General features: G+C 52.4%; 23 protein-coding genes. 15 read left to right on the top strand and 8 right to left on the bottom strand.

Features of this window, described 5'->3' with window-relative positions; genetic code table 11:
* The first annotated feature begins 122 nt into the window (after positions 1-122).
* From MKY96_RS18385 to MKY96_RS18375, 3 genes are all read left to right on the top strand, one after another.
* Entirely contained in the window at positions 123-260 is a 138-nt protein-coding gene (locus MKY96_RS18385; protein ID WP_340942202.1) for a hypothetical protein, read from the top strand.
* A gap of 214 nt (positions 261-474) precedes the next feature.
* Positions 475-1,068, top strand: coding sequence for a TetR/AcrR family transcriptional regulator (locus MKY96_RS18380; protein WP_076085127.1), 594 nt, complete (start codon positions 475-477; stop codon positions 1,066-1,068).
* A 20-nt stretch (positions 1,069-1,088) separates the two neighbouring features.
* Complete coding sequence (locus MKY96_RS18375) at positions 1,089-1,541, top strand: DoxX family protein (RefSeq protein WP_340942198.1); 453 nt, start codon at positions 1,089-1,091, stop codon at positions 1,539-1,541.
* Here the strand turns inward: MKY96_RS18375 and MKY96_RS18370 are convergent.
* The gene (locus MKY96_RS18370) at positions 1,524-2,420 is read right to left on the bottom strand and encodes a LysR family transcriptional regulator (RefSeq protein ID WP_340942195.1); all 897 of its coding nucleotides are present in this window, start codon (positions 2,418-2,420) and stop codon (positions 1,524-1,526) included. The genes MKY96_RS18375 and MKY96_RS18370 overlap by 18 nt on opposite strands.
* 110 nt (positions 2,421-2,530) lie before the next feature.
* Here MKY96_RS18370 and MKY96_RS18365 point away from each other — a divergent pair, with 110 nt between their 5' ends.
* The 4 genes from MKY96_RS18365 to MKY96_RS18350 all read left to right on the top strand — a co-directional run bounded on the left by MKY96_RS18365 (position 2,531) and on the right by MKY96_RS18350 (position 8,742).
* Positions 2,531-2,917: a tautomerase family protein gene (locus tag MKY96_RS18365; protein ID WP_340942192.1), complete on the top strand. Its 387-nt coding sequence runs from the start codon at positions 2,531-2,533 to the stop codon at positions 2,915-2,917.
* Between the two features lie 30 nt (positions 2,918-2,947).
* On the top strand, positions 2,948-3,274 hold the full coding sequence (locus tag MKY96_RS18360) for a carboxymuconolactone decarboxylase family protein (protein WP_340942190.1): 327 nt from the start codon (positions 2,948-2,950) through the stop codon (positions 3,272-3,274).
* A gap of 321 nt (positions 3,275-3,595) precedes the next feature.
* Positions 3,596-8,308, top strand: a complete 4,713-nt coding sequence (locus tag MKY96_RS18355; protein ID WP_340942188.1) for an Ig-like domain-containing protein — start codon at positions 3,596-3,598, stop codon at positions 8,306-8,308.
* 53 nt (positions 8,309-8,361) lie between these two features.
* Complete coding sequence (locus MKY96_RS18350) at positions 8,362-8,742, top strand: hypothetical protein (protein ID WP_340942186.1); 381 nt, start codon at positions 8,362-8,364, stop codon at positions 8,740-8,742.
* A gap of 34 nt (positions 8,743-8,776) precedes the next feature.
* Here MKY96_RS18350 and MKY96_RS18345 read toward each other — a convergent pair whose 3' ends face one another.
* From MKY96_RS18345 to MKY96_RS18330, 4 genes are all read right to left on the bottom strand, one after another.
* Positions 8,777-10,084 (bottom strand): TerD family protein, encoded by a 1,308-nt coding sequence (locus MKY96_RS18345; RefSeq protein ID WP_340942184.1) that lies wholly within the window; start codon positions 10,082-10,084, stop codon positions 8,777-8,779.
* Between the two features lie 55 nt (positions 10,085-10,139).
* Positions 10,140-10,703, bottom strand: coding sequence for a hypothetical protein (locus tag MKY96_RS18340; RefSeq protein ID WP_209874654.1), 564 nt, complete (start codon positions 10,701-10,703; stop codon positions 10,140-10,142).
* Between the two features lie 139 nt (positions 10,704-10,842).
* Positions 10,843-12,225, bottom strand: a complete 1,383-nt coding sequence (locus MKY96_RS18335) for a sensor histidine kinase (RefSeq protein ID WP_340942181.1) — start codon at positions 12,223-12,225, stop codon at positions 10,843-10,845.
* A complete protein-coding gene (locus tag MKY96_RS18330) occupies positions 12,225-12,929 on the bottom strand; it encodes a response regulator transcription factor (protein ID WP_445671488.1) in 705 nt (234 codons plus the stop codon). The genes MKY96_RS18335 and MKY96_RS18330 overlap by 1 nt, the downstream gene beginning before the upstream one ends.
* Before the next feature lie 172 nt (positions 12,930-13,101).
* On the opposite strand from MKY96_RS18330, the gene MKY96_RS18325 reads away from it, so the two are divergent.
* Genes MKY96_RS18325 through MKY96_RS18315 form a run of 3 tightly spaced genes read left to right on the top strand, consistent with a single transcriptional unit; the run spans position 13,102 to position 15,506 of the window.
* The gene (locus tag MKY96_RS18325; RefSeq protein WP_340942178.1) at positions 13,102-14,019 is read left to right on the top strand and encodes an ABC transporter ATP-binding protein; all 918 of its coding nucleotides are present in this window, start codon (positions 13,102-13,104) and stop codon (positions 14,017-14,019) included.
* A complete protein-coding gene (locus MKY96_RS18320) occupies positions 14,016-14,768 on the top strand; it encodes an ABC transporter permease (RefSeq protein ID WP_445671448.1) in 753 nt (250 codons plus the stop codon). The genes MKY96_RS18325 and MKY96_RS18320 overlap by 4 nt, the downstream gene beginning before the upstream one ends.
* Before the next feature lie 12 nt (positions 14,769-14,780).
* Complete coding sequence (locus tag MKY96_RS18315) at positions 14,781-15,506, top strand: ABC transporter permease (RefSeq protein WP_340942177.1); 726 nt, start codon at positions 14,781-14,783, stop codon at positions 15,504-15,506.
* A gap of 75 nt (positions 15,507-15,581) precedes the next feature.
* Here the strand turns inward: MKY96_RS18315 and MKY96_RS18310 are convergent, their stop codons facing one another.
* Positions 15,582-16,724, bottom strand: coding sequence for an asparaginase (locus MKY96_RS18310; protein ID WP_340942176.1), 1,143 nt, complete (start codon positions 16,722-16,724; stop codon positions 15,582-15,584).
* A gap of 588 nt (positions 16,725-17,312) precedes the next feature.
* Here MKY96_RS18310 and MKY96_RS18305 point away from each other — a divergent pair.
* From MKY96_RS18305 to MKY96_RS18285, 5 genes are all read left to right on the top strand, one after another.
* The gene (locus tag MKY96_RS18305; RefSeq protein WP_340942175.1) at positions 17,313-18,350 is read left to right on the top strand and encodes an ABC transporter substrate-binding protein; all 1,038 of its coding nucleotides are present in this window, start codon (positions 17,313-17,315) and stop codon (positions 18,348-18,350) included.
* A gap of 45 nt (positions 18,351-18,395) precedes the next feature.
* Positions 18,396-19,502, top strand: a complete 1,107-nt coding sequence (locus tag MKY96_RS18300) for an ABC transporter ATP-binding protein (protein WP_340942173.1) — start codon at positions 18,396-18,398, stop codon at positions 19,500-19,502.
* The gene (locus tag MKY96_RS18295) at positions 19,499-21,154 is read left to right on the top strand and encodes an ABC transporter permease (RefSeq protein WP_340942171.1); all 1,656 of its coding nucleotides are present in this window, start codon (positions 19,499-19,501) and stop codon (positions 21,152-21,154) included. The genes MKY96_RS18300 and MKY96_RS18295 overlap by 4 nt, the downstream gene beginning before the upstream one ends.
* Before the next feature lie 94 nt (positions 21,155-21,248).
* Entirely contained in the window at positions 21,249-22,967 is a 1,719-nt protein-coding gene (locus MKY96_RS18290) for a sensor histidine kinase (protein ID WP_340942169.1), read from the top strand.
* On the top strand, positions 22,939-23,769 hold the full coding sequence (locus MKY96_RS18285; protein ID WP_340942166.1) for a response regulator transcription factor: 831 nt from the start codon (positions 22,939-22,941) through the stop codon (positions 23,767-23,769). The genes MKY96_RS18290 and MKY96_RS18285 overlap by 29 nt, the downstream gene beginning before the upstream one ends.
* 64 nt (positions 23,770-23,833) lie before the next feature.
* Here MKY96_RS18285 and MKY96_RS18280 read toward each other — a convergent pair whose 3' ends face one another.
* Together MKY96_RS18280 and MKY96_RS18275 are read right to left on the bottom strand one after the other, a co-directional pair.
* Positions 23,834-24,601: an ABC transporter ATP-binding protein gene (locus MKY96_RS18280; protein WP_340942165.1), complete on the bottom strand. Its 768-nt coding sequence runs from the start codon at positions 24,599-24,601 to the stop codon at positions 23,834-23,836.
* Positions 24,601-25,707 carry a FecCD family ABC transporter permease gene (locus MKY96_RS18275; protein ID WP_340942163.1) on the bottom strand — a complete coding sequence of 369 codons (1,107 nt, stop codon included), beginning with the start codon at positions 25,705-25,707 and terminating at the stop codon, positions 24,601-24,603. The genes MKY96_RS18280 and MKY96_RS18275 overlap by 1 nt, the downstream gene beginning before the upstream one ends.
* Between the last annotated feature and the right edge of the window lie 86 nt (positions 25,708-25,793).

The raw sequence follows: 25,793 nt of genomic DNA, 5'->3' as shown, positions 1-25,793 counted from the left end.
GTGGACGGTCTACCCGGAGGATTGCAATATCTGCAAAGGCATCGCTGTAGGATCTTGCGGCAGTTACGAATACCCCCAAACATAAGCTGCTCCTCTTATTCGATTATGGCGATGAGTGGAGAATGATTGTTCAATATCTGGGAGAGACAGAAGTGAAGCCGGGACAAAAGCTGCCTTTGATTACGGAGATCGAGGGAGAGGCACCGGATCAACATGGAGATTTTGATGATGATGAAGACGAAGAGGATGAAGAGGCATAACTGGATATAAGATCCAGATCGGACAGGTATTAAAATCACGGGTGCGGTAGCCGGAGAAATGATGGAGGAATTAATCCGCGTTATCCGGAACATTCCGAGCCTTTTTTTATTTACACACCAATTTACAAACCGACGGTCGGTATGTATAATCAACAGTAATCATATTCTAATTTAATCTAATCTAAACTATGCAAGGCAGAAGAGGAGAATAGCGATGAAGAACGCAGACCGGCGGGAGCAGACGATCCGGCAGCTGCTGGAGGCTACCAAGCAGCTGCTGCGGGATAAGAGCTGTCATGCCATCACTTTGAAGGATATTATGGAGCAATCGCAATTGTCGAAGGGGGCTATATTTCATTACGTGAAGAGTAAGGATGAGATTTTTGCCTGGGTGCTGGAGGAGCGGCTTGACGCTGTGAATAATCGTTTTGAGGAGGAGGTGGCAGGCAGTCCGGATAAAGCTTTTGACGGGCCGATGCTGGCCATTGCCAGAAGTCTGGCTGGTCTTGAGGACAGCCATGAAGCGACCAACAAGGTGCTCCTATATCTGCTGGGCAAGGAGAATGAACCGGCGGTAGCGGAGGTACTTGAGCATTTTCATGAGCGGTCGGTGTCAGTCTCCAGACAGTGGATTATCACGGGGCAAAAGTACGGCGTGATCAAAGACAGCGTTAATCCTGATGAGACGGCGGAGCTGTTCGTCCTGCTGTCGCTGGGTCTGCGGGTACGCACCTCCATGCGCGCCTCTTCCGAGTCCCTGTCAGCGAAAGAGGTAGCCGGCTTTATGGCGGGTATCCTGAAGAATTAATGGTGAAGGAGGAGTATACAATGGTTCCTTTTATCGCGCTTATCGCATCCTTTTTGCTGTTCCGGGGGATGGGTCTCCTGGGCTTGACATATTGGAATGACTGGCAAACCGCCCTTCAGTGGGCCGTAGCCATTATGCTGCTTCTGGGTGCTTCGGCTCACTGGGGACGGCGGCGGGCTGATCTGGTGAGAATGGTACCACCCCTTTTTCCAAGGAAGGAATGGATTGTGACGGTTACCGGAATGCTGGAGATCGCCGGGGCTATTGGATTATTGCTGCCAGCTGTTTCCTTGGCCGCTGCCGTGTGCCTGATTGTGCTGCTGATTGCCATGCTCCCCGCCAATATCTATGCAGCACGCACTCAGTTGACGATTGGCGGCAAGCCGGTTCCGAAATTACCAGTCCGCATAGGGATTCAGCTCGTTTTTATCACTGCAGTGCTGCTCGCATCCCCGTTACTCTACCTGCCTTAATCGTGGACAGGACTCCAGCTCCTCTTTTACAAATTGCATTAAAAGCTTCTTGGATGAGGAATGATACTCAACATTGCGTGATTGCAGCAGACCTACGGGAATGGCGGCGTTCTTCAGCTCAACATGAAGTCTTACGACATTCGGCGGTAACGGCGTAGATTCGAGGACGGCTCCGATAGAAGGGATTTGCCGGACGAAGCCCGCAATGGCGGAGATTTGACTTACTGTATGCAGAAAAGGAGTGTCGGTGTACCGGGAGAAATGCTTCGCTAATTGGGAATGATATAGACAGGTAGCTCCCCCGGCAATGATTGGATAACCAAGCAATTCCTCGAAAGTGATCTCATCTTTTGCGGCCAAAGTGTGGTTGTTCCCTGCGATAAAAGATATCCGCTCCTGATACAAGGGTTCGAAGTGATACGAAGATAGGTCAACAGGCTCTCCACAGATGGCAAAATCCAATTGATTCTGAAGCAGTGCATGCGAGAGCGAAGCGGTGTTACCGATCACAAAATGGCAGGATACATTAGGCTTATGCTCCATGAAGCGAAGAAGCGACTTTGGCAGTACATGCTCCGTCAACATTTCCAGCCCGCCGATACTAAGCGTACCGATCTCTTCTTTTTGCAGAGCCTTGGCCTGACCCGCAACATAGGTCCAATGCCGAATCAGACTATCGATCTCAGCGGCAAATATCCGCCCCGAAGCTGTAAGCTCAGAGTCCCAGCCCCGTTTGAACAGCTTGATGCCCAGTTCCTTCTCCAGACGTTGAACCTGATTGGTGATTGTGGACTGCGCGTAGTTCAGTTTGGCGGCGGCTTTAGAGAAGTTTCCTTCTTGCAGGATAGTTTGAAATGTAGTTAGTTCTTTTAGGTCCATTAGCAGATATCTCCATCGGATAAATTGAATTATTATATCATTTAATTCAATTATACAGAATAAGAGGCGGAGAGTACAATGAAGTTACACCAGTAAAGGAGTGAAGTGACATGCCTTTTGTCAGAGTCAGTTACTTGGAGAACAAATATGATGACCAACAGCTGCCCATCATTAGCCGTGAAATTATGAGTGCTCTCGTGGAGCATTTTAACGTGCCGCCAGATGATTTCTTTCAGGTATTTCATGCCCATAAAGCTAGCGGATTTTATTACAGTCCGAATTACTTAAACATAGAGCGGAGTGATGGGTTGCTCTTTATTCAAATTACGCTGAAATCCGGGAGAAGCAAGGAGCAGAAAAAGGGCTTTTACAGCAAGTTGGCCGAAATGTTGTCGAGCACCCTGGGCATCAGGAAAGAAGACGTCTTCGTCGTACTGGTCGATACAGAATTCGAGGATTGGACGTTTGGCAATGGCATCGCTCAGATGATTGAATGAATGATCCTTGAAGGAAATGGAGGTTTTGGAATGAAGCATCGGAAAATTGCATCGAATGCCCATGAGGCCTTCGGAGATATTGCTCCTTCGTTCGCGCGTTATTCGGAGGAGGTGCTCTTCGGGGAGGTATGGAGAAGGGAACAGTTATCGCTTCGGGAACGCAGTCTCCTGACGATATCGGCCCTGGTTGCCGGCGGGCTTACCGAACAGTTACCCTTTCATATCCGTCTGGCCCTGGACAACGGTCTATCCGAGGAAGAATTGATCGAGGCCATGACTCATCTCGCCTTTTATGCAGGCTGGCCGCGTGCCGCATCGGCGATACTGGTTGCCAAGGGGATTTTCGAGGAGATATAACCACAATTGCGCATGTGAGCGAAAGCTCCGTGCGCTTTTTTTGGTTTAGACAATTTTTTTGATAAGTGGTTAGAAAATCGCTGTTTTTTCATTTTTTTTAGAGCTATACCCCAATTAGGTCCTGGTGAATCGGTTTTTGTCGAGAATTGTTAAGAGTTTGTTTAGAGCTGTCTGCTAGAATGGAGCCCAGATATGAAATTTCTAAGGGGGCAGGTGCTACACTCCAGCAGAATTTGCAATATAGCACAGGATGAATGAACAAGGGGGAGCGATACATTGTTTAAGGGTAAGGGATTGAAAAAATATTTCTCGTTGTTACTCGTGATCAGCTTAGTTTGGACCGGAGCCTTTCCGGTATATGCGGGTTCGACAGACAATGGTGCGGCAAGCTGGTTGTCTCTCGATACGGCGCCAGGCGGAATTACATTAAATGCAGTAGCAATAGGCACCGGTACAGTAATGGTGGGCAATGGAGGAGAAATTGGTGCATTAAGCAGCTCCATGACCTGGACAGACCGCGAATCAGGTGTGACCGAGAATTTGAACGATATTATCCATACGGGTACAGATGGCGAATATGTTGCAGTCGGTGACAATGGGATAGTCCTAACGTCACCAGATGGCGTGTCCTGGACACCCTCCGATGGATCCTTCGGTATGAACTGGAATGGAGTCAGTTACGGCGATGAAACATTAGTTCTAGTTGGCGATTCAGGATTTATCATGATAAAAAATGATAACGATCCTGACTGGTATATAGTATCCTCAGACACTACTGAGAATCTGAACGCTGTGGCTTACGGCAACGGTACGTTTGTAGCAGTGGGCGATAACGGTACGGTGGTAATTTCCGAGGATGGACTTGAGTGGACCCCGGTAACACGTAAAACTACCGAAAATTTAAAGGGCATCAGCTTCGGCGGTGGCATGTTCATGGCTGTCGGGGCGTCGGGAACCATTATTATCTCTCCGGAAAGTAAAAAAGGCGTTGAGCAGACCCTGGATTCTAAAGTGAATCTGAACGGAGTGGCTTCCGGGAACGGGGTATTTATGGCCGCAGGAGACGGCGGTAAGGTTTTCTCTACTAGTGATATGGGGCAGAATTGGAAGCCTGAAAATACAGGTGTGACTACAACCCTTAATGGAATCGCATTTAATCAGAACCATAACCGCTTTATCGCTGTGGGTATAACTGGTGGGATCATTGAGTCCAATGCCGTTCCAAACATTCCGCGGGTGCTCAGTCTGACTCCGGGAAATGATGATACCGATGTAGCAGTAGATGCAAACCTGGAGCTGATGTTTAATCAGCCGGTGACGGCAGCCACTGGAGACGACTTTAATATTAAAATATTCAAGGCTGCGGATCTGTCCGCTCCGGTTGAAATCATCCCGGCGGATGACACCAGCAGAGTAACGGTAAATCCAGCTACCAATACTGTAACGGTTAATCCGGGTAAGAATTTCGATCAAGGTACGAAATATGCCGTAACAATTGACGCGGATGTTTTCACTAATGGTGGAAGCGGCAATGCAGCGATCGCAGCGGGTGATTGGAGCTTCACGACACTAGCTGGACCAGGAGATGAGACCGCTCCAACCGTTATCGATTATTCTCCTGTGCCAGGGGCGACAGGGGTTGATATTGAATCGAATCTGACGCTTACGTTCGATGAGCCTGTGACGAAGGATAGCGGCAACATTCTGATTTACAAAAGTACGGATGAAGTTAATCCGGTAGAAGTCATTCAGCTTGATGATGTTGCAGTTCTTGATAAGGTGGTAACGATTGATCCTTATGCAAAACTGGAATATGGTACAACCTACTATGTAATCATTAGTGACGGAGCTTTCAAAGATCTGGCAGAAAACTCTAACTCTTATACGGGTATCTCGGATAAGGACACTTGGAGCTTCACAACCGCCGAAGCGCCTGATACAACACCGCCGGTGGCAAGCGGGTTTACTCCTGAGAATGGAGCAAAGAATGTAGAGATTGGCACTAACCTGAGCTTTATTTTCAACGAGGATGTACAGAGATCGGAAGGCAATATTAAAATTTACAACAGCACGAACAGCAGTGCTCCACCGGTCACGATTCCTGCCGATTCTATGCAAGTCATTATTGACGCCAACGTAGTAACGATCAATCTGGAGGCTGACCTTGATTACAGTACAACCTACTATGTACAGATTGAGAACAATGCATTTGCGGATATGGCGGGCAACAGCTATGCGGGTATCACTAACGATACAACCTGGCGCTTTAGTACCACCAGCGAACCCGATAAGACGGCACCCATCGTAAGCACATACTCGCCTGAGAATGGGGCAACAGAGGTAGCTATCGGAGCTAACCTGGAGCTTGCTTTCAGCGAGAATGTAGTGGCAGGGGAAGGCAGCATTAAGATCTACAGCCCTGACTCCGACAAAGCGGTAGCTACTATTGCTGCCAGTGATGCAATCATTCTGAACAATAAAGCAACAATCCATCTGGCTCAACATCTGGAGTATGGTACAAGCTACTATGTAAGAATTACAGGCGATGCTTTCGCAGATCTATCCGGTAACTTCTACTCCGGTATCGCAGACGATACTACCTGGCAGTTCACCACCCCGGCTGCGCCGGATACAACTGCACCTGTGTTAAACGCGTACTCACCTGCGAATGGTGCAACAGGTGTAGCTATTGGGACTAATCTGGAACTTACCTTCAGCGAGAATGTAAAAGCAGGGGAAGGCAATATCGTAATCTACAATAGTGCGAATCATGCACCGGCAGCGACGATTCCTGCGGCTTCCGGGAATGTAACTATTCATAGCAATGTAGTGACGATTAACCCTACGGATGATCTGAAGTATGGTGTGAGCTACTATGTACAGATTGGAGCCGGAGCATTTACTGATCTCGCAGGCAACAGCTATGCGGGCAATGCGGAGAGCACAATCTGGCAATTCACAACCACAGATGCACCGGATCGGATCTCGCCTACGGTGATTACGTATTCGCCGGAGCCGTGGGCCACCGAAGTGGCAGTGAATGCGAATCTGGTTCTGACCTTCAGCGAAAATGTACGGGCGGCAGCGGGTACCATTGAGATTTTCCGCAGCACCGATGACATTCATCCGGTCGTGACGATTCCTGCCCTTTCGGACATGATAACGATCCTGAACAATGTCGTAACCATCAATCCGGCGGATAACCTGGAGCATGGGACGAGTTACTTTGTACGTATTTCCGAAGGATCATTTACAGATCTCGCAGGCAACAGCTATACCGGCATTGCAGGCATTAACGCCTGGCGGTTTGTGACCACCAGTGCCCCAGATACAGCAGCCCCGGTAGTAACATCTTACAGTCCGGCAGGTAATGCAACGCATGTACCTGTATCTACTGCACTCATATTGACCTTTAACGAGAATGTGTTAGCTGGAAATGCCAATATTGAGCTTGTTAATGCAGAGAATGGTGAGGTCGTTAAGTCGATTAAAGCGGACGATAAGGCGCTAGTTTCGATTGCGAACTCAACCGTCAGCATCAACACGAACGGTCTGCTTAAGCAGGGCGGCAGCTATTATGTGTTGATTAAGGCAGGTGCTTTTACAGATGAATCAGGTAACAGCTATGCAGGACTTGCGGATAGTAAGGTCTGGAGCTTCTCGGCAGTTCCTGTACCGGTCACGCCAACTGATCCTCCTACACCGGCACCGGGCGGCGGCTCAGGATCAGGCGGGGGAGCACCGGCTCCGGTTCCAACACCAAGTCCTCAGACAGAAAGTATTAACGCAAACGTTGAAAACGGGGCTGCTCAAGGCTCCATGGTATCCTCCGTTATCATTACCCGCACCAAGGATGCGAACGGTGTGAAGAGTGATACCCTTACGTTCACATTGGAACAAGCCATCCGCGCGGTTAATGAGCTTAAGGCTGCGGGTTCGAGTATTGCAAGAATCATCGTACCGGATCAGAAGGATGAGGTTGCGGGAACCAGATTGACGATTCCGGCAGCTTCCAACAAGCAATTTGCTGATAATCAGATCACGCTGGATCTATTCACAGTGAATGCTGAGGTGAAGGTGCCGGGCAGCTCGATGGCTGGATTTGGTACAGATATTTATTTCAACCTCGTTCCACTGAAGACATCGCAGCAGAGCGCAGAGGTAGAAGCGCTTGCCAAAGCACAGGTACAGAGTGTATCCCGCGGTGCAACAGTTACGCTGGTAAGCCGTCCGGTAACGATTGAGACCAATCTGCAGAGCCGTCCGGTTACCCTGGTATTGCCGCTTAGCAACAGTTCGTTAACAGCGGAGCAACTGAAGGCCCTGGCGGTCTTTATCCAGCACAGCGACGGCACCAAAGAATTGGTCAAGGGTGAGATCGTACCTTTCGGCCAGACCGGAAAGTCAGGCATTCAATTCAGTATCAGCAAATTCAGTACATTTACCGTAGTTCTTGCGCAAGATCCAGCGGCACAACTGAAGGCGTATATGACGGGGTATACCGATGGCACCTTCAAGCCGGGGAATAGCATCACCCGGGCAGAAGCGGCCAGCATCATTGCCCGCACCTTCAGCCAGTCCGCAGTCACTGCTGGTGTTGCGTATTCCGATGTTCCTGCCGGACACTGGGCTGCAGATGCAATCGGTCAAGTGACGCGAAGCGGCATCATGAAAGGTTATGGGGGCGGCAGCTTCAAGCCTAACCAGACGATTACAAGAGCTGAAATGGCGACGATCTTGTCCCGCTTGATTACAAGCGCTCAAACCCAAGCGGCCGGCTTCATTGATATTGCCGGACACTGGGCTCAGGCAGCTGTTGAGCAGATGTCCCAGGCAGGCATCATCACAGGCTACGAAGACGGCACGTTCCGTCCAGACCAGACGTTAACGCGTGCGGAAGCCGTAACCATCGTTAACCGTGCCCTTGGGATCGCTCCGCTGACCAGCGCAGTCCAGAAATGGACAGATGTTCCGGCTGGCTACTGGGCATTCGGCAGCATCCAGGCAGCTTCTGTAGATCATTCTGCAGAATAAAATAATTACAGCAAAAAAGCCCTTCCATCCGTCTTTGACGGGGAAGGGCTTTTTTGTGTGCGGATGAAGCGAGAGCACGTGGGCCCAATGTAATCGAAAAACCGACCACATTGGGCCAGTGTGAGGCGAGTGAGCCCAATGTAATCGAAAAACCGACCACATTGGTCTGGCGTGGAGCGAGTGGGCCCAATGTAATCGAAAAACCGACCACATTGGTCTGGCGTGGAGCGAGTGAGCCCAATGTAATCGAAAAACCGACCACATTGGGCCAGCGTGGAGCACGTGGGCCCAATGTAATCGAAAAACCGACCACATTGGGCCAGCGTGGGGCGAGTGAGCCCAATGTAATCGAAAAACCGATTACATTGGTCCGGCAGAAGGTGGATCAGCGCTATCGGCGGTATCACCCGCCCGCCAGGGGACGTTGTTCCTGATCGTGCTGGCCGCTACTTGCCCCCTACTTGCCCCCTACTTACTCCCCAACTCCCACCGCAGATTCCAGTGGTAACGCTGGTCCAGCTCCTCGTGTCCGCTGAAATACTCCACAAGCCGTTCCACGCTGAAGCTTCCGTCCTGCTTGCTGCGAAGCATGGCGATGGCGCACATTCCCTTATCGTTGTTATGCTCGTCCAGCTGCACCTTGATCTCCGGCCCGCCCTGCTGGCTGATGGTTATAACGGCGCCGGCTTGTGACCAGTTCGTAACGCCTTCATAGATAAAAGCAAAGATGACGATCCGGCTGATCTCGGACAGGTGATGGCCGTTAATCCGCAGGTTCTCGCCAGTGGCGATAGAGCCGGTGCGGTCATCCCCGTCCAGCGAGATGTAAGGCGGGCGGTTCAAGCTGCCGAACGATTCGCCAAGCGCCTGGACCGTACCCTTCAGGCCGTTCTTCAGCTCAAACAGGCAGCCGAGGTCCAGGTCAATGCCCCTGCTTCCGAACCACCCGGAGGATGGAGTCTGAAGCCAGTTAAGATTGATAAGAATCTCTCCTGAGGCTCCTGCTCCCTGCTGGAGACGGAGGGTCTCCCCGTGCCGCTTGAGAACGATGGTGTCCGGGTTCAAGGGCGAAGCGGAAGGAGCGGGTGGTGCTGCGGGAGGCAATGAATCGACCGGCTTAGGCCGTGACCGCAGCTCCGGAAGAACAAAGGGGGAGTTGCGGGCAGGTTCGGCTGCTCTGGAAGCTTGAACAACGGGCAGGATGTCCTTGACCTGTATTCCGTAGCTGTGGCAGAGCGCGGCTAAGCCTCCCGCATAACCGGAGCCGACCGCGCTGAATTTCCATTCGTTCTGATATCTGTAGATCTCCCCTGCCACAATGGCAGTCTCCACGGAATAACCGCCGCCCAGGCGGTACTGGAGGAGCTCCGTTCCATCCGCAGCGTTCATAATGCGCAGATAGGGATCGGAGAGCAGCGAGAAGCTCTGCTGTCTTGATTCCGCCTCATAGATCGTCAGGGCGAAGGCAATCCGCTCAACCTCCGCAGGAATTAGACTAAGCTCTATAGCAATTTGTGTATCGTCAGCGGGTCCGCTATGGACTCGTTGCGCGGGCGGCAATATCACTACAGACTGGTCCGGGGCCGCAGGATTGCCATAGAAAATAAGATCCTTCTCTGTTGCAACCTTCTGCGACGCGGTAAGTAAAAATACGGAGAAATCAATCTCGACCCCAGCCCTTGCTTCATTCCAGCCCATGCCTACGATGATGCGGCCGAGGAGAGGATTGTCTTTGGTTAAGCTGCATTTTTGCCCCTTGATAAGCTCAAGTGTCATGAGAACCAGCCTTTCCTATGAGTAGTTCAAGCTTGTATAAGTGCGGGTGGCAGACTCAGAATCTGCCCCGGCTTCCGGCATCCAGATTGGGACCATTCAGATCCGTCAGGCGCTCCAGGGATTGCTCGTAGATCCGTACAATATCCTGTATCTTCTGGAACTCGGGGTCCGAGGGGCCCAGGTTGTCCATGAACATGCGCTGTAGAATTTCTTGGTAAAAGGAGATACGGCTCCCCACCAGCTTGCATTCGTAGTCAATTACCTCTTCAATCGAGTGCTGCTGAACGAATTCCATCAGATCGTCTGCAGGATTACCGCGTGACTCGCGTTCATTGCGTGCGGCAACCGGCGCGCTGACATTATCCAGATTGACGGTGGAGCGTATGTCAGTGAACAGAATCCCTTCCTTGGCCAGCATCACCTGAAAAGGCTTGTGCTTGAACAGCTCCTGCGCAACCAGCGTACACATTGCCTGATTCCTCAGCAGCATCCCGTCAAACGGATGCAGCACCCACCCGCTGTCATCCCGGAACAGGTTGAATGTAAAATATTCACCCCCATACTCATATCTCAAGTTGATAGCTGTCTCAGATGTAAGCTCGTATTGAAATGCATCCATTCTATTGCGCGCCTCCTGCTTCTACTTTGGATTTCTATTAGCATAGCAGAAAATGGGGAATCTTGGAGAGAGGATTTTAGCCTAAATGAAAGAACCTCTTGCGCCGCAAGAGGCTCTTCCATTCGCTGTCAATCCGTCTTCACGCCAAAGGGGGAAAACGCAGGGTGGCCCGCAGTCCGTGGCCGGCGCTGCTCTCCAGAACAAGCTTGCCCTTATGGGCTTCGGCAATGCGGGCGACCATCGGAAGGCCAAGCCCGTGGCCCTGCCGGACGGGGCGGGTCCGCTTCCCGGAGTACGGCAGCAGGACCAGCTCCGGCAAAAGCTCTGACGGAACACCCTGACCATTGTCCGATACGGACAAGGCGAAACAGGAGTCTTCCTCGCTGCGGAGGATGCTAACCACAATCCGGCACCCATCCGGGTTATGCCGGATGCTGTTCTGGACCAGATTGCTTACTGCACGGTAGAGCAACTTCTCATCTCCCATCACTTGCAGGCTCTCATCCATAATGCACAGATCCAGTGTATACCGCTCCTCCAGGCCGTTATTCATGAAGTCGGATACCACGGTCCGGGCCAGAGCGGATAAGCGTACCGGCTTAAGCTGCAACGGTTGCATGTCATACTCCAGCATAGAGACGAGGTTCAAGTCGCTCACCAGCGACCTTAGCTGCTCGCCTTGGCGGCGGATGATGGCAGCCTGCTGGCGTTGCTCTCCGGTCAGGTTGTCTTGTTCCTCCAGATTGCTCGCGTAGCCCAGGATCATCGAGAGCGGGGTACGGATGTCATGGGAGATCCCGGCGATCCAGTTGGAGCGGGCTTCATCCCGTGATTTCAGCTGCGCGCTCCGGGTCTGCAGGGTAGCGGAAGCCGAATTAATGCTCTCGGACAAATCACTGAAGAGTCCGGCAGTCTCCAGGTTAACCGGCTTGTCTTTGGCCAGGGCATGAATGCTGTTGATCAGGGGCCGGATATTGCGGATCAGCCGGGTGCCGATGAACAAGGAGAGGGCCACGGCCAGTACCGCATTGCAGATCAGGAGCAGCAGCACTCTTAAGGGAAGGGAGCGCAGCCAGTCCGTCAGGTATCCGAGCTGATATTTTTCATATGAATATTTAGGATAGCCTACGACAATAAGTCCTTCCGGGTGCTCCCAGATATACACAGGATATTCCAGCAAGTAGTAGCGTGAGAACTTCGCCACCTCTACGATGTTGTAAGCGCGCGGAACCTCCGGCGGCAGCTGCTCACTCCACGTTACCTTGCCTCCGGCATCCAGCAGCATGGCCCAGGCCCGGTTCTGCTGAAGCAGCGCGGCCGCCTTGGGATTCAGGGAGTACTTGCCGTCTGACCCTTGCAGATCGGAGGATATTTCCCTTACGACCTTCTCCGGCGAAGCCTCCTGATGGGTCTCCTTGAAGATTAGCAAGCCGAGCAGAATCAGATTGAACAGGAGCAGGAGAGCAGAGACCAGCAGGGTGGAGCCTACGAATTTGCGTAAAATCCGGACCGCACTGTCCATTAGAGCGCCTCCTGCACTATGAGCTTATAGCCCAGCCCTCTGACCGTGAGCAATTGCACCGGCTTCGAAGGGTCGGCTTCGATCTTCTCGCGGATACGCCGGATATGTACCATTAAGGTATTCTCATACCCGTAGCTGTCATCTCCCCATACCGCCAGGCAGAGAGCATCGCTGGTCACAATCCGGCCGCGGTTCTCATAGAGCTTAACCAGAATGGCGTGCTCCTTAGCCGTCAGGGGCAGCTCCTGGCTGTCTCTTCGTACTACAGCGCTGTCCAGATCCACCACCTGTTCCCCCGACCTGAAGACAGGAAGCCGCTCCGGAACGGAGGGCGCATATACCCGCTTCAGCACAGCCGTCAGACGCAGCATTAGCTCCCTCGGCAGAAAGGGCTTGACGATATAGTCGTCTGCCCCAAGGCCCAGCCCCAGCAGGCGGTCCTCATCTTCACCGCGTGCCGACAGGAAGAGTACCGGCATATCAGAGAAGGTTCGTATGGCGGAGAGAAGCGAGAACCCGTCTCCGTCCGGCAGCATCACATCGAGAATGGCGATATCCGGTTTTTCCTGGCGGCACATGGCGAGGGCACTGCTATAATCTCCAGCCGCATATATGCGGTAATACCCTTCTTTTCGTAAAAAGAGCTCGATCATCTCACGTATTTTTGGCTCGTCCTCAACGATCATTATTTTGCGGTTCTTCATCGTATTCAATCGTCATCACCCATGAATCAGTATACACGATCAGGCAGTGAAGAATGGGAGGAACCGGTGTATTTAAGGTAGGCGTAAGGTTATCTTCAGCCTGGAGCAAGGGAAGGCCTCTATGCTAGGAAGCAAGAGCCGACTTGAGAGAAATGGAGCTGAAATGGAACCTATGAACATTCAACCAATTATCGAGACACAGCAATTGACCAAGATCTATGGGGGAACGCCCCGGGTGGATCAGGTAAATCTGAAGGTGCAGCAGGGAGAGATTTTTGGCTTCCTTGGTCCGAACGGAGCAGGGAAGACGACTACGCTTAAGATGCTGCTGGGACTGGTGCAACCCACCCAAGGAACCGTTAAGCTGTTCGGGCAAGAGCTGCGGAACCACCGGCTGGAGATTCTGAACCGGACGGGTTCGCTGATTGAGTCGCCTTCCTATTACGGACATCTGACGGGCCTTGAGAATCTGAGAGTCATGCAGCGGCTGCGCAGCCTGCCTGCCAAAAATATTGATAAGGTACTGCAGATTGTCCGGCTGGACAATCACCGGCACAAGCCTGCCGGGCAGTATTCACTCGGAATGAAGCAGCGTCTGGGTCTGGCTATGGCCTTGCTGGCTTTCCCGAGTCTGCTGATTCTGGACGAGCCTACGAATGGACTCGATCCTGCGGGGATCGGAGAGATCCGGGAGCTGATTAAATCCTTGCCTGCCCAGTATGACATGACGATTGTGGTATCCAGCCACCTGTTGTCGGAGATTGAGCAGACTGCTACATCGGTTGGCATCATCAGTGACGGCAAGCTGCTGTTCCAGGGGGCGATGGCTGCACTTCAGGCGCAGAACCGGGCGGCCGTTCACTTTCGGATCGATGATCCCGTCCGGGCAGTCCGGATACTGTCGGAGTACGGGTATAGGCCCAGAATGCAGGAGCAGCAGCTGGTGTTCAGCGCCATGCCGGACGCTGAGGTGGCCCGGGTCAATGAGATTCTGGTGTCCGGGCAGATTGCTGTGAGCCGGATCGTGGAATTCAGGCAGAGTCTGGAGGATATCTTCCTGGATCTCACCGGAAAGGAGCGGAGCCTGTGATGAAGGCCTTGTTGCTCGAATATTACAAAATCCGGCGGAGAAAGGTATGGGCGATGCTGACGCTCTTTCTGGCCGCCGAGCTGGGGTGGGCGGCCATGTCCATGAGCATCTCGATCTCGCGGAGTGCGGACAATGCCACCTGGGAAGCGCTGATTTTTAGCCTCTCGTCCATGAACGGGCTGTTCCTGCCGATTCTGTCGGCGATTGTGGTATCAAGGATTTGCGACATGGAGCATAAAGGGGATACCTGGAAAATGCTGATGACCACTTCTGTCGGACGCCAGGCGGTCTATGCCGCCAAATTCGTCTGTGCCGGAAGTCTGATCCTCTACGGCATTCTGGCCCAGGTTGTTTTTATTGCCGGCTTCGGCATGTTCCATAGACTCACAGAACCGCTTCCGGCAGGCCTGCTGCTGCAGTTCACTGCGGGTACTCTGATTGCCAGTCTGCTGATTATTGCGATGCAGCAATGGATATCGCTGGCGGTGAAGAATCAGGCATTTGCCCTGTGTCTTGGCATGCTGGGCGGGTTCCTGGGGACGACCGCAAGCTTGTTCCCTGCCGCTGTCCGGCAGTTGGTCGTCTGGTCCTATTATCTGGATCTCAGTCCGGTGACTTATGTGTATAAGGCTTCATCAGGAACTTATGTTACCGGAAGCATGCCTCTGATTCAGTTAAGTGCAGCTCTGATACTGACACTGGTTCTGTATGTTGCCGGGAATACCCATGTCTCGAAACAATCGGTCTAAGGAGGAGAACGTATGCTTAGAAGTGTTGCTGCCGAATGGCCCAAGCTGCGCCGCTCGCGGATGGGACTGGTACTGGTCAGTCTGCCTGTGGTCAGCCTGATGATCGGCTGTGCTAATTTTGTAATGAACCGGGAGGCCTTGCAGGGAGAGTGGTATAGCTTATGGACTCAGGTAAGCTTATTTTATGGAGAGTTCTTCCTGCCGATTCTGATTGCCATCTGCTGCGCCTTTGTCTGCAGGCTGGAGCATGTGAACCGGAACTGGAACATGATCCTGGCTGCTCCAGTATCCATAACCAGTCTCTTTATAGCCAAGCTTGTTATTGTCGGCGTGCTGATTGCGGGAGCGCAGGGCATGTTTCTATTATTGTACTGGACTGCTGGGCAGATGCTCGCCTTTAGCGGGCCTTTTCCGCTGGAAATGGTGATCTGGACCCTTCGCGGCTGGGTAGCTTCGCTGAGCATTGCCGCTCTGCAGCTCGGGTTGTCCATCCGTATCCGCAGCTTTGCCACACCAGTCGGAATCAGCCTGTGTGCGGTTTTTGTGGGGCTGGGCCTGTATGTGCTGAAGCTGGGGCTGCTGTTCCCATATTCGCTGCTGACCATTGGCATGGGCGTGCTTACCCAGCGCGGACTGACGGCTATGGAGAATCTGCTATTCTTCCTGATGAATGGAGTGTACCTCGTAGTTCTATCGGTCTGGTCGATCCGCAGATTGAGATATAAGGATGTAGGCTGATGCGTGGCGGGCAGGCGTAGAAGCATTAAGCAGCAGAAAGCGGAGGCCGGGGGCCTCCGCTTATCTTTTGTTGTCTTATTTGCTCATATCGTAATCCGGCATTCCAATGGTAGAGAACCACTGACGGATCTGCTCCTGGTCCTTGGAGAAGGTAAGACCCAGCTGAAGCAGGATTCTTGCCTTCTGCGGGAGTAAATCGCCTGCACCGATGATACCTTTGGCTCCGGTGTCGTATACTGCCCCTGAGCCTGCTCGCGTAGCGCTTACGAATAAGACACCCTTCTCGATAGCCGCTGTACGGGCTGCCTGCTGTGCGGTGGAGATGCCTCCGGCACCGTGACCCGCAGTTACGATCCCCTTAACCCCTTCATCAGCCAAGGCAGTAATGGGGGTTGCGGAGGCTTCCGTATAGCTGTATACAACATCAACCTTAGCCAGATCCTCCGGCTGGATCGTACTGAGATCAAAAGGAGTTTTCCACTTCTCGGTTCCGGCATCCTTGACGCGGGCCGGTGCACGAACCGCACGAATCCGGTTCTCATCTACCGTCCCCAGAGCGCCGTAGCGGCCCCCGCCGAAGGTATCCAGACGCAGCGCATCCGTCTTGGTAACTTCTCTGGCTGCAAAGAACTCATCATTCATCATCAGAACTGTACCATAGTAAGTGGTTTTCTGACTTGCAGCCAGCCGGATGGCATTCAGCAGATTAGCTTCTCCGTCGAAGGAGATCGTATTGGATTGTCGCATGGACCCGGTGAAGATAACAGGCTTGGGACTGCGGACAGTGAGATCAGTCCAGTAAGCCAGCTCTTCCATGATGTTGGTGCCGGTAGTAACAACTACAGCATGAACAGCCGGGTTGGCCAGTTCCTTGTCGATAGCGATGGTAAGGTTGTATAAGTCCTTGGAGGTGGTTTGCGCAGAGCTGATATTGCTTAGCTCTGTACTGGTGACATTGGCTATTTTGGATAGCTCGGGCTGTAGTCTTTGGATAATATCATTAATGGGTACCTTTGGCGTGCCGTACGTCTGAAACAGCTCTCTGGAAGGAGAAGTGGAGGTAATGGTTCCTCCGACACCGACCACTACGACATTCGGAATGATTCTCCCGGGTGTGGTGACTTCGGCGGCCTTCGTGATAGATGGGAAGGATAACATGATGAAGAGAACCAACAGAGCGGTAAAGAGACTTAGACTTCTTTTGTGCATAAGATTCATAAGTGACCTCCTCTTAATTTGATCTCTGTGTAAGTATATATGACATTTTTCATAATTGTCAAAATGATAATTTTACTTTTATGTAAAATAAATTCATAAATATGCATAAAAATTTAATGAAAATTAATTTTATGTGATTATACAAAACATATAAATGACACATACATTACATATAAGTCCGTAACCATGAGCGATCGCCCATCAGGTGTATAGAGGGGATTTCATCTGGAGCTGCAATTAGTCTGTCAAAAGCCTGGTAAAGATCCAGCTTCTCTTCCAGTGGAACTGCATGCTCATCACCGGTATCGCTCTGCGAGTGATCCTCCATGTAAGTCACCCGTTTGTTTCGGTTAAGATGGTCAATAGCGAAGTTGATGACAATCCGGGACATCCGGGCCTCGAAATACTGCGGGTTTCAGTATCCGGCAAAAAGTTATAAAACGATTTCCATTTTGTTTTAATGTCAGTTAACATAACGCAAATCGTTATTTTAGTTGCGCATTTTAGATGATTTTGTCGAATAATAGGATTTTAATGAAATTTCAAGCTGCTAAAATAGACCTATATCCAAATAAGGGGTGAATGAAAATGAAAAAGTGGTTGAAGGTGTCACTTATTATGACAATGATGGTGGTTGTGCTCTCGGCGTGCGGAGGAAACAAAGCGAATGAAGGCGCGGCGGGCGGCAGCACGAATAAGCTGGTAGTCTATACCCCTAATAGTGAAGCGATGATTAACGCACTTATTCCGGCCTTTGAGAAGCAGACAGGCGTTACCGTAGAGCTGGTATCGGCGGGCAGCGGTGAGCTTATCAAGCGGATTCAGTCAGAGAAAACAAACCCGTACGCGGACGTTATGTTCGGCGGAGCTTTCGCCCTGTTCAATGATAATGCGGACCTGTTCGAGGAATATGTGTCTTCTAATGATAAGGATCTGTTGCAGGGACACACGAATACGACAGGGATCATGACCTCTTATGTCTCTGACGGAAGTGTGCTGCTGGTGAATACGAATCTGGCAGGCGACATTCCGATTAAGGGCTATGCGGATCTGCTTAATCCGGCGCTGAAGGGCAAGATTGCCATGGCGGACCCGGCCAACTCCAGTTCGGCATTTGCCCAATTGACGAATATGCTCAGAGCGATGGGCGGCGATTATACCTCAGAGGCAGGCTGGGAGTATGTAGCTAAGCTGCTGGAGAATCTGGATGGCAAAATTGCAGGCGGCTCCAGTAAAGCGCACAAGAGCGTCGCAGACGGCGAATATGTGGTGGCTTTGACATACGAAGATCCGGCAGTCAGCTATGTCAGAGACGGTGCCCCGGTCAAGGTAGTGTACCCCGAAGAGGGCGCGGTATTTCTGGATGCGGTAGCGGGAGTGGTCAAGGGCTCGCCGAATCAGGAGAACGCCAAGAAGTTCATTGACTTCCTCATTTCCAAAGAAGGACAGGATGCACTGGGACAAGAGACCACGAACCGTCCGTTACGCTCGGATGCGGTAATCGCAGACTTCATGACACCGATGGACCAGATCAAGGTAATCGATGAGGATGTGGCTTATGTTGCTGAGAATAAGGCGGCGATTGTGGAACGTTATAACGAGTTGTTTACGAGTATTGCTAAATAATCCAAGCTACTGAGCAGCTAAATAGAGAGAAGGCGGGTGTGCAACATGAGCGTTACAATATCCTTCAAGAATATTGTCAAAAAATATGGCGACACCACCGTAATCCCCGAGCTGTCCCTGAACATCCAAAAGGGTGAGTTCTTCACCCTCTTGGGTCCTTCAGGCTGCGGGAAGACGACACTGCTGCGGATGGTGGCTGGCTTCAACAGTATTGAAGGCGGGGATCTCGGCTTCAACGATAAAGTCATGAACAACGTCCCTCCGGGCAAACGGAACATCGGAATGGTCTTTCAGAATTACGCCATTTTTCCCCATCTAAGCGTGTCGGAGAATGTAGCCTTCGGGCTGGAGAACCGTAAAGTGGGCAAGGAGGAGCGGCAGCGCAGAGTCGCAGAGATTCTGGATACGGTGCAGATTGAAATTTACAAGAACAGAATGCCAAAAAATCTGTCAGGCGGGCAGCAGCAGCGCGTAGCCCTTGCCCGTGCTATCGTCATTAATCCCGATGTGCTGCTGATGGATGAGCCGCTGTCCAATCTGGATGCGCAGCTCCGCGTGGATATGCGTAACGCTATCAAGCGTATCCAGCGTGAGGTGGGAATTACGACAGTCTACGTCACGCATGATCAGGAAGAGGCGATGGCGGTATCCGACCGGATCGCGGTGATGAAGTCCGGTATCATCCAGCAGGTGGGAACACCGCGGGATATCTATCAGCGTCCGGCCAATCTGTTCGTCGCCACCTTCATCGGGCGGACCAATGTTATTGCGGCGAAGCTGGAGAGCGGAGCCGGAGGCAGCGCGGTTATTCGTGTGGGCAACAGTTATTCACTGGAAATCCCGGGGCTTCAGGAGGAATTTATATCTGCTGCAACGGCAGAGGTGAAGCTCTCGGTCCGGCCGGAGGAATTCGTACTGGCTGAAGACGGGACAGGTCTCACGGGAACTGTGGTGAACAATGTGTTCCTGGGGCTGAACACCCACCTGGTGGTGGCGCTTGAGAACGGGCAGGAGGTGGAGGTCATCCAGCAGTCTGCTTCCACTCAGGCGGTGGAGATCGGACAGCAGGTGACGCTTGCCATTCTCCCGGAATCGGTCAATGTCTACGATCAATCCGGGGAACGCAATCTGAACCGGGGGATTCGGCTATGAGCGGCCGGATGAAGCGTTGGGACATCTGGTCGCTGATTACCTTTGTTATTTTTGCCGGATATCTGGTATTCCTGGCTCTGCCCTTGTTCATGCTATTGATAAAAAGCTTCTTCGACGGTAACACCGGAGAGTTCTCACTCGCCTACTTCCATAAATTCTTCAGCAAGGCTTATTATATGAACGCAGTGTGGAACAGCATCAAGGTTACAGTGAGTGTTACCCTGCTGTCTATCCTGGTTGCTGGGCCGCTGGCCTACATTATGACGATTGCCAGAATCAAAGGCAGCGCTGCGGTGCGGATTCTGATTCTGATCTCCTCCATGTCCGCTCCGTTTATCGGGGCGTATGCCTGGATTCTGCTGCTCGGACGCAGCGGGGTGATCACTGCCTTCATGTCCCGGGTCTTCGGGTTCACGATGCCAGATATTTACGGTTTCTCCGGCATTCTGCTGGTACTGACGCTTCAGTTGTCTCCGCTGATCTTCATGTATGTATCAGGGGCGCTGAAGAATGTGGACAACTCCCTGATGGAAGCGGCGGAGAGTATGAACTGTACGGGGCTGCGCAAAATGTGGAAAATACTCGTGCCCCTGATTACGCCGACCCTTCTTGCCGGAGGACTGCTTGTCTTCATGCGGGCGTTCGCGGATTTCGGCACACCGATGCTGATCGGTGAAGGGTACCGGACGGTGCCTGTCCTGATTTTCAACGAATTCATCAGTGAAGTCGGGGGAGATGACGGCTTTGCTGCGGCAATCAGTGTGATTGTTGTGTTGTTCGCGGTCGCAGTATTCCTGCTCCAGAAGTACGTGGCGAACCGGAAGTCGTACAGCATGAGTGCGCTGAATCCGATTGAACCGAAGAAGCTGAAGGGTGCGGCCAATCTGGCGGCCCACGCCTATGTGTATCTGTTCACGTTACTGGCGCTGATGCCTCAGGTCTATGTTGCCTATACCTCCTTTCTGAAGACCTCCGGCAAAATATTCGTCGACGGTTATTCGCTGGACAGCTACCGGGCGGCCTTCTCCAAAGTGGGAGATGCGATCTACAACACCTTCATGATGGCCAGTATCACGATTGTGATCATTACGCTGGCAGCGGTGCTGATCGCCTATGTAACGGTGAAACGCAAAGGTGCGGCAGCGAATGTTCTCGATACCTTCACGATGCTGCCTTATATCGTACCGGGCTCGATTCTGGGGATAGCCCTGCTCGTGACCTTCAATAAAGAACCACTGGTGCTGAGCGGCACCGCCGTGATTCTGATTGCTGCTTTTGTCATCCGGCGTCTGCCTTATACGATCCGCTCCAGTGCTGCTGTGCTCCATCAGGTGAATGACAGCATAGAGGAGGCGGCGATCAGTCTCGGAGCCTCTACCTTGCGGACGTTCTTCAAGATTACAGTGCCGATGATGATCTCCGGGGTATTCGCCGGGGCAATTATCAGCTGGATCAGCATTATTACAGAGCTTAGCACCTCGATTATTCTGTATACAGGGAAGACCCGGACGATGACCGTAGCGGTCTATACTGAGGTAGTACGCGGCAATTATGGTGTGGCTGCTGCCTTATCGACACTGCTGACGGCGATCACTGTACTGTCCCTGCTGCTGTTCTTCAAGCTCTCCGGCAAAAAAGAAGTAACCATGTAGCTGTAGTCCGGGCCCGCGCCAGCGGGTACCGGGCTTTGCTGCATCCTGATGTATAATAGCAGGACGAATAGCAGGACGAATAGGAGGAGAAGGCATGGGGGCAAAAAGGAGCTTCAAGGACTCGCTGCGCAGACTGTTTTTGCTGCATACGCTTGTGCCGATTTCCATTCTGTTTGTGCTGTTCCTGATGTTCATGATGATCAATTCGCGGTTCCTGCTCATCAATCAGACGACAGAAGCGGGCAAAAAAATCAAGCTGGCGATGGAGGAGGTCTACAGCTCCTACGTTAAGGAAATGAATGAAGCTTCGGCGCTGGATTCCGTTAGGGCGTTCACAAGTGTGCAGTTCCGAGGTGCTGAGGTGTTCGAGCGGTTCTATGCCTTCAATAACCGGCAGCGGGTGAAGAGTATTATGTATATCATGGGTACAGACGGAGACATTCTGGCCTCCTCTGCCAACTATGGCTCTGATTCCTCTGACCTTGCGCTGCAGGCTATCGCCCGGCGGATGCACACTCAGGGCCTGACGGAATTGGCCGAGACCAACCCTATCCGCTTCTCGCATGACCGCTATACTGCTTATACGTTTGCCAAGGCAATTACCGGCAGCGGGGGAGTGCAAGGGTATCTGATCTATCAATTGTACGAGCTGGATCTGCAGAAGCTGCTCTTTGTGCAGAATAACGAAATTGCCGTAGTCACCGATCCCTACCGGACCATCATTGCCACAACCAATAATCTGACTCAGGGCCTGATGAACAAATACAGCCTGACCAGTGATTCCAAGGGCTACGTATGGATCGATAACGGAAAATATTACAGTAAGGAAACGTACCTCCCGTTGTCGCAATGGCGCATTTACACGTTAAGTGCCGCCGAAGGGAACCGGAGCGCCTATTTATCTCTGGCTGTATTTTTTGTGATGGCAAGTCTGCTGCTCTGGATTGTCATTTGGTATTCGGCCCGCATTATCTCCACGCGCCAATCGAGGGCGATCGATAAGCTGATCTATGCCGTCAGAGAGCTGCAATCCGGCAATATGGATTCTTACGTGTACATCGGAACCGGTGACGAGTTCGAGACGCTGGCGAATCAGTATAACCAGATGCTTCAGCGCCTGAATGAGCTTGTCGCCCAGAATACAGAACTGTCTGATCTGCGCAGAGTCATTGAAGTGAAGCATCTGCAATCGCAGTTTCATCCGCATTTCATATTCAATGTACTGGAGACGCTCCGTTACGCCATTATCGTGGATAATCGGCTTGCCCAGGATATGGTGCTTACGTTGTCCCGCCATCTGCGCTACAGTATAGGCAACGAGCAGGATCATGTGGTGCTCGGGAATGATCTGGAATATATAGCAGGCTATATGAAGCTGCAGCAGATCCGCTTCAAGGACAGGCTCCATTACCACGAGGAGGTGGATCAGGCGGCCCGGACGGCGCTCGTTCCCCGGCTGATGCTCCAGCCCGTGATTGAGAATACCATTAAGTACGGCTACCGCCAGCGTCAATCGGTTGCGGTTACGGTGCTGGGCTGGGTAGAGGGGACGGATCTCATTCTTGAAGTGAAGGATGATGCCGGAGGAATGAGCAGGGAGCGGCTTGCGGAGGTACGGGACATCATGCATTCACAGGATAACCGTGCCCCGCATATCGGGCTGCATAATCTGCACCGGCGGCTGGTGCTGATGTACGGCGACCGTTACGGGATTGAGCTGGACAGCACGCAGGGAGAAGGCACCGTCGTTACATTCAGATTGCCATACCGGAAGGAGGAGACAGATGTTCAAGGTGCTGCTGGTAGAGGATGAGGAGATGATCCGCAAGGGGCTGCGTTTCACCTTCGATTGGATGGGGGCAGGCTGTGTCGTGGTAGGGGAAGCCGAGAATGGCGAGGACGGACTGCGTCAGATCGCCGAGCTCCGGCCTGATATCGTCATTGTTGATGTGAATATGCCGCTGCTGGACGGAATTGGCATGATTGAGCAGAGCGTAGAAGAGGCCGATTGCAGTTACATTATCCTATCGGGCTACGATGAGTTCAGACTGGCCAAGGATGCCATCCGGCTAGGCGTGACCGAGTACCTGTTGAAGCCACTGGAGCAGAAGCAGCTATTGGCTGCACTGGAGCGGGCCAAGGGGCAGCTGGCGATGAAGCGGCAGTACTCGGCTATGCTGACATCAGGTGGTACTAACGGGGAAGCGCTACAAGCTTCTGTCGTTAAGCTCCCCGGGAAATCGTCCCGTTACGTGTCGAGGATGATCCGGTATGTTCAGGAGCATTATGCGGAGAAAATCGGGATTAAGGATCTCGTGGAAAGCCTGGGAGTAAGCGCCACCTACTTGAATCAGAAATTCAAAAGTGAAACGACCTATACCTTCAACGATTTCTTGAACCGTTACCGTATCCAGAAGGCGATGGATCTGCTGCGCAGCGGAGAGGACAAGGTGTATGCCATTGCCGCCGATGTCGGCTATAAGGACTATAAATATTTCATTGCAATCTTCAAGAAATATGCAGGCTGCACACCCAGCTACTACCAGGAGCGGTACGGCCTTGGACAGAACAGCGGGGAAGCGGCAAGGGACAGTCATACGAAACAGGCAGACTAAGAGGCGGCGGTAAGCGCCGCCGCTTCTTAGTCTGCCTAAGTGTAACCTGTCATTAAGCTGATAGTTACCTTGTCTCCAGATAGGCAATGCCCAGCGCCCCGGTGACCGGATTGCGGTAGGTCTCGCACTCCACATCGAAGACCTCGCGGATTAATTCCTTCGTTAGAATATCCTCAGGGACTCCGCTGGCCGCGACCCGGCCTTCCTTCATCACATACAGATAGTCGCAGTATTCGGCGGCCAGGGTGAGATCGTGGAGGGCGGCGAGAATGCCGATATCAAGCTTTCGGACGATATTCAGAATCTGCAGCTGGTATTTGATATCCAGATGGTTGGTCGGTTCGTCCAGGATCATGAATTCCGGCTGCTGGGCCAGCACACGCGCCAGAATGACACGCTGCTTCTCGCCCCCGGATAAGGAGTTATAGCTGCGCCCTGTGTGCCCCTCCAGATTAACCTTGCGGAGTGCAGCCGTGACAATGTCAGCGTCCTCCCGGCTGTCGGTTTCCAGCATCCCCTTGTGGGGCGTCCGGCCCATCGCCACCATCTCACGAACGGTGAAGTCGAAGCTCAGCTCGTTGAACTGGCCGACTACGCCCAGCTTACGGGCCACAAGCTTCGGGCTGGCCTTGATCACATTAAGCTCCGAGAGGAAGACTTCTCCCTGACGGGGCTTGATGACCTTGTAGATGCTTTTGAGCAGCGTCGATTTGCCGCAGCCGTTCGGGCCGATCAGGCCGACGAATTGCTTAATTTGAACCCTTAGAGAGACCTCCTGTACAATCTTCGCCTCGCCGAAAGAGACGCTTAGCCGTTCAACATTCAGATTCATCAGCTTTTCCCTCCGAAGGCGTAGCCTTTTCTAATCAGCATGTACATGAACATTGGCGCTCCAATCAGGGCGGTAATGATCCCGATCGGCAGCTCCACATTCGGAACGATGGTCCGGGCAATGACATCCGTCCAGATCAGGAAGATGGCCCCGAACAGAATCGACGCCGGCAGCAGCCTGCGGTGGTCCGAGCCTACAAGTCCCCGCACCAGATGGGGGATAATCAGTCCCACGAAGCCGATCATCCCGCAGCTTGCTACCATAACGCCGGTAATCAGCGCTGTGAGAATCATGTAGACTCTGCGGTAGGCACCCAGATGAATGCCCAGCGTAACCGCCGCCTCATCTCCGAGCAGCATGGTATTCAGCACACGGAACTGCGAGAGGAACAGGATAACGGCGAGCAGGACGGTGACCGAGATCAGCGGCAGCTTGTCCCAGCTTGCGGCTGCCAGGCTGCCCATCGTCCAGAAGGTAACCGTCTTGATGCCTTCGGCATTGTTGGCGAAATAGACGATAAAGTTGGCAAAAGCGGTACATAGAGCGTTAATGACCATCCCGGCGAGCACCAGCTTGACGGAGGTCATTTTGCCGCCCGCACTGGCAAGTGTGAGCACCAGCAGAGAAGCGCCAACCGCCCCTGCAAAAGCCCAGAAAGCGACTCCCGACTGGCCGAGCAGCCCCATCGAGCCGAAGCCGATCAGGATGGCGAAGGTTGCGCCCAGCGAAGCGCCGGAGGAAATGCCGAGTATGTATGGATCAGCCAGGGGATTCTGTACCGCCGCCTGCATGATCGTCCCGCATAGCGTAAGTCCGGCGCCGATGAACATCGCCATCAGGACACGCGGAAAGCGGATTTTCCAGATAATATCCACGAAAGAACCGTTCGTCAGCTCCTGCATATCTCCAATCTGGATGCCTGTGATGTGGTGCAGCAGAATCCGGTAGGATTGGGAGACAGGAATGTCCACCTGGCCGAAGGAGACCGCAGCTCCGGCAGACAGCAGGGTAATAATGAACAGGACGCCTATAACAGCCATGAAGCCGTAACGGGAATGAATGAGAGATTGCTTAGGCTGTGAGGGTACGGCTATTTCGGTATGCATGTCAGTAATAAAGCTCCTTCATTGAAAGAATAAGAACACACAGCAGCATGCGTTTGGGCCGAATGTACGTGAAAAACCGAACACAA

The sequence above is a fragment of the Paenibacillus sp. FSL R7-0302 genome (assembly GCF_038006885.1).
Taxonomy (GTDB): Bacteria; Bacillota; Bacilli; order Paenibacillales; family Paenibacillaceae; genus Paenibacillus_AQ.
Note: the sequence above shows the minus strand (reverse complement) of the source record. Positions and strands in the feature narration are given on the sequence as shown.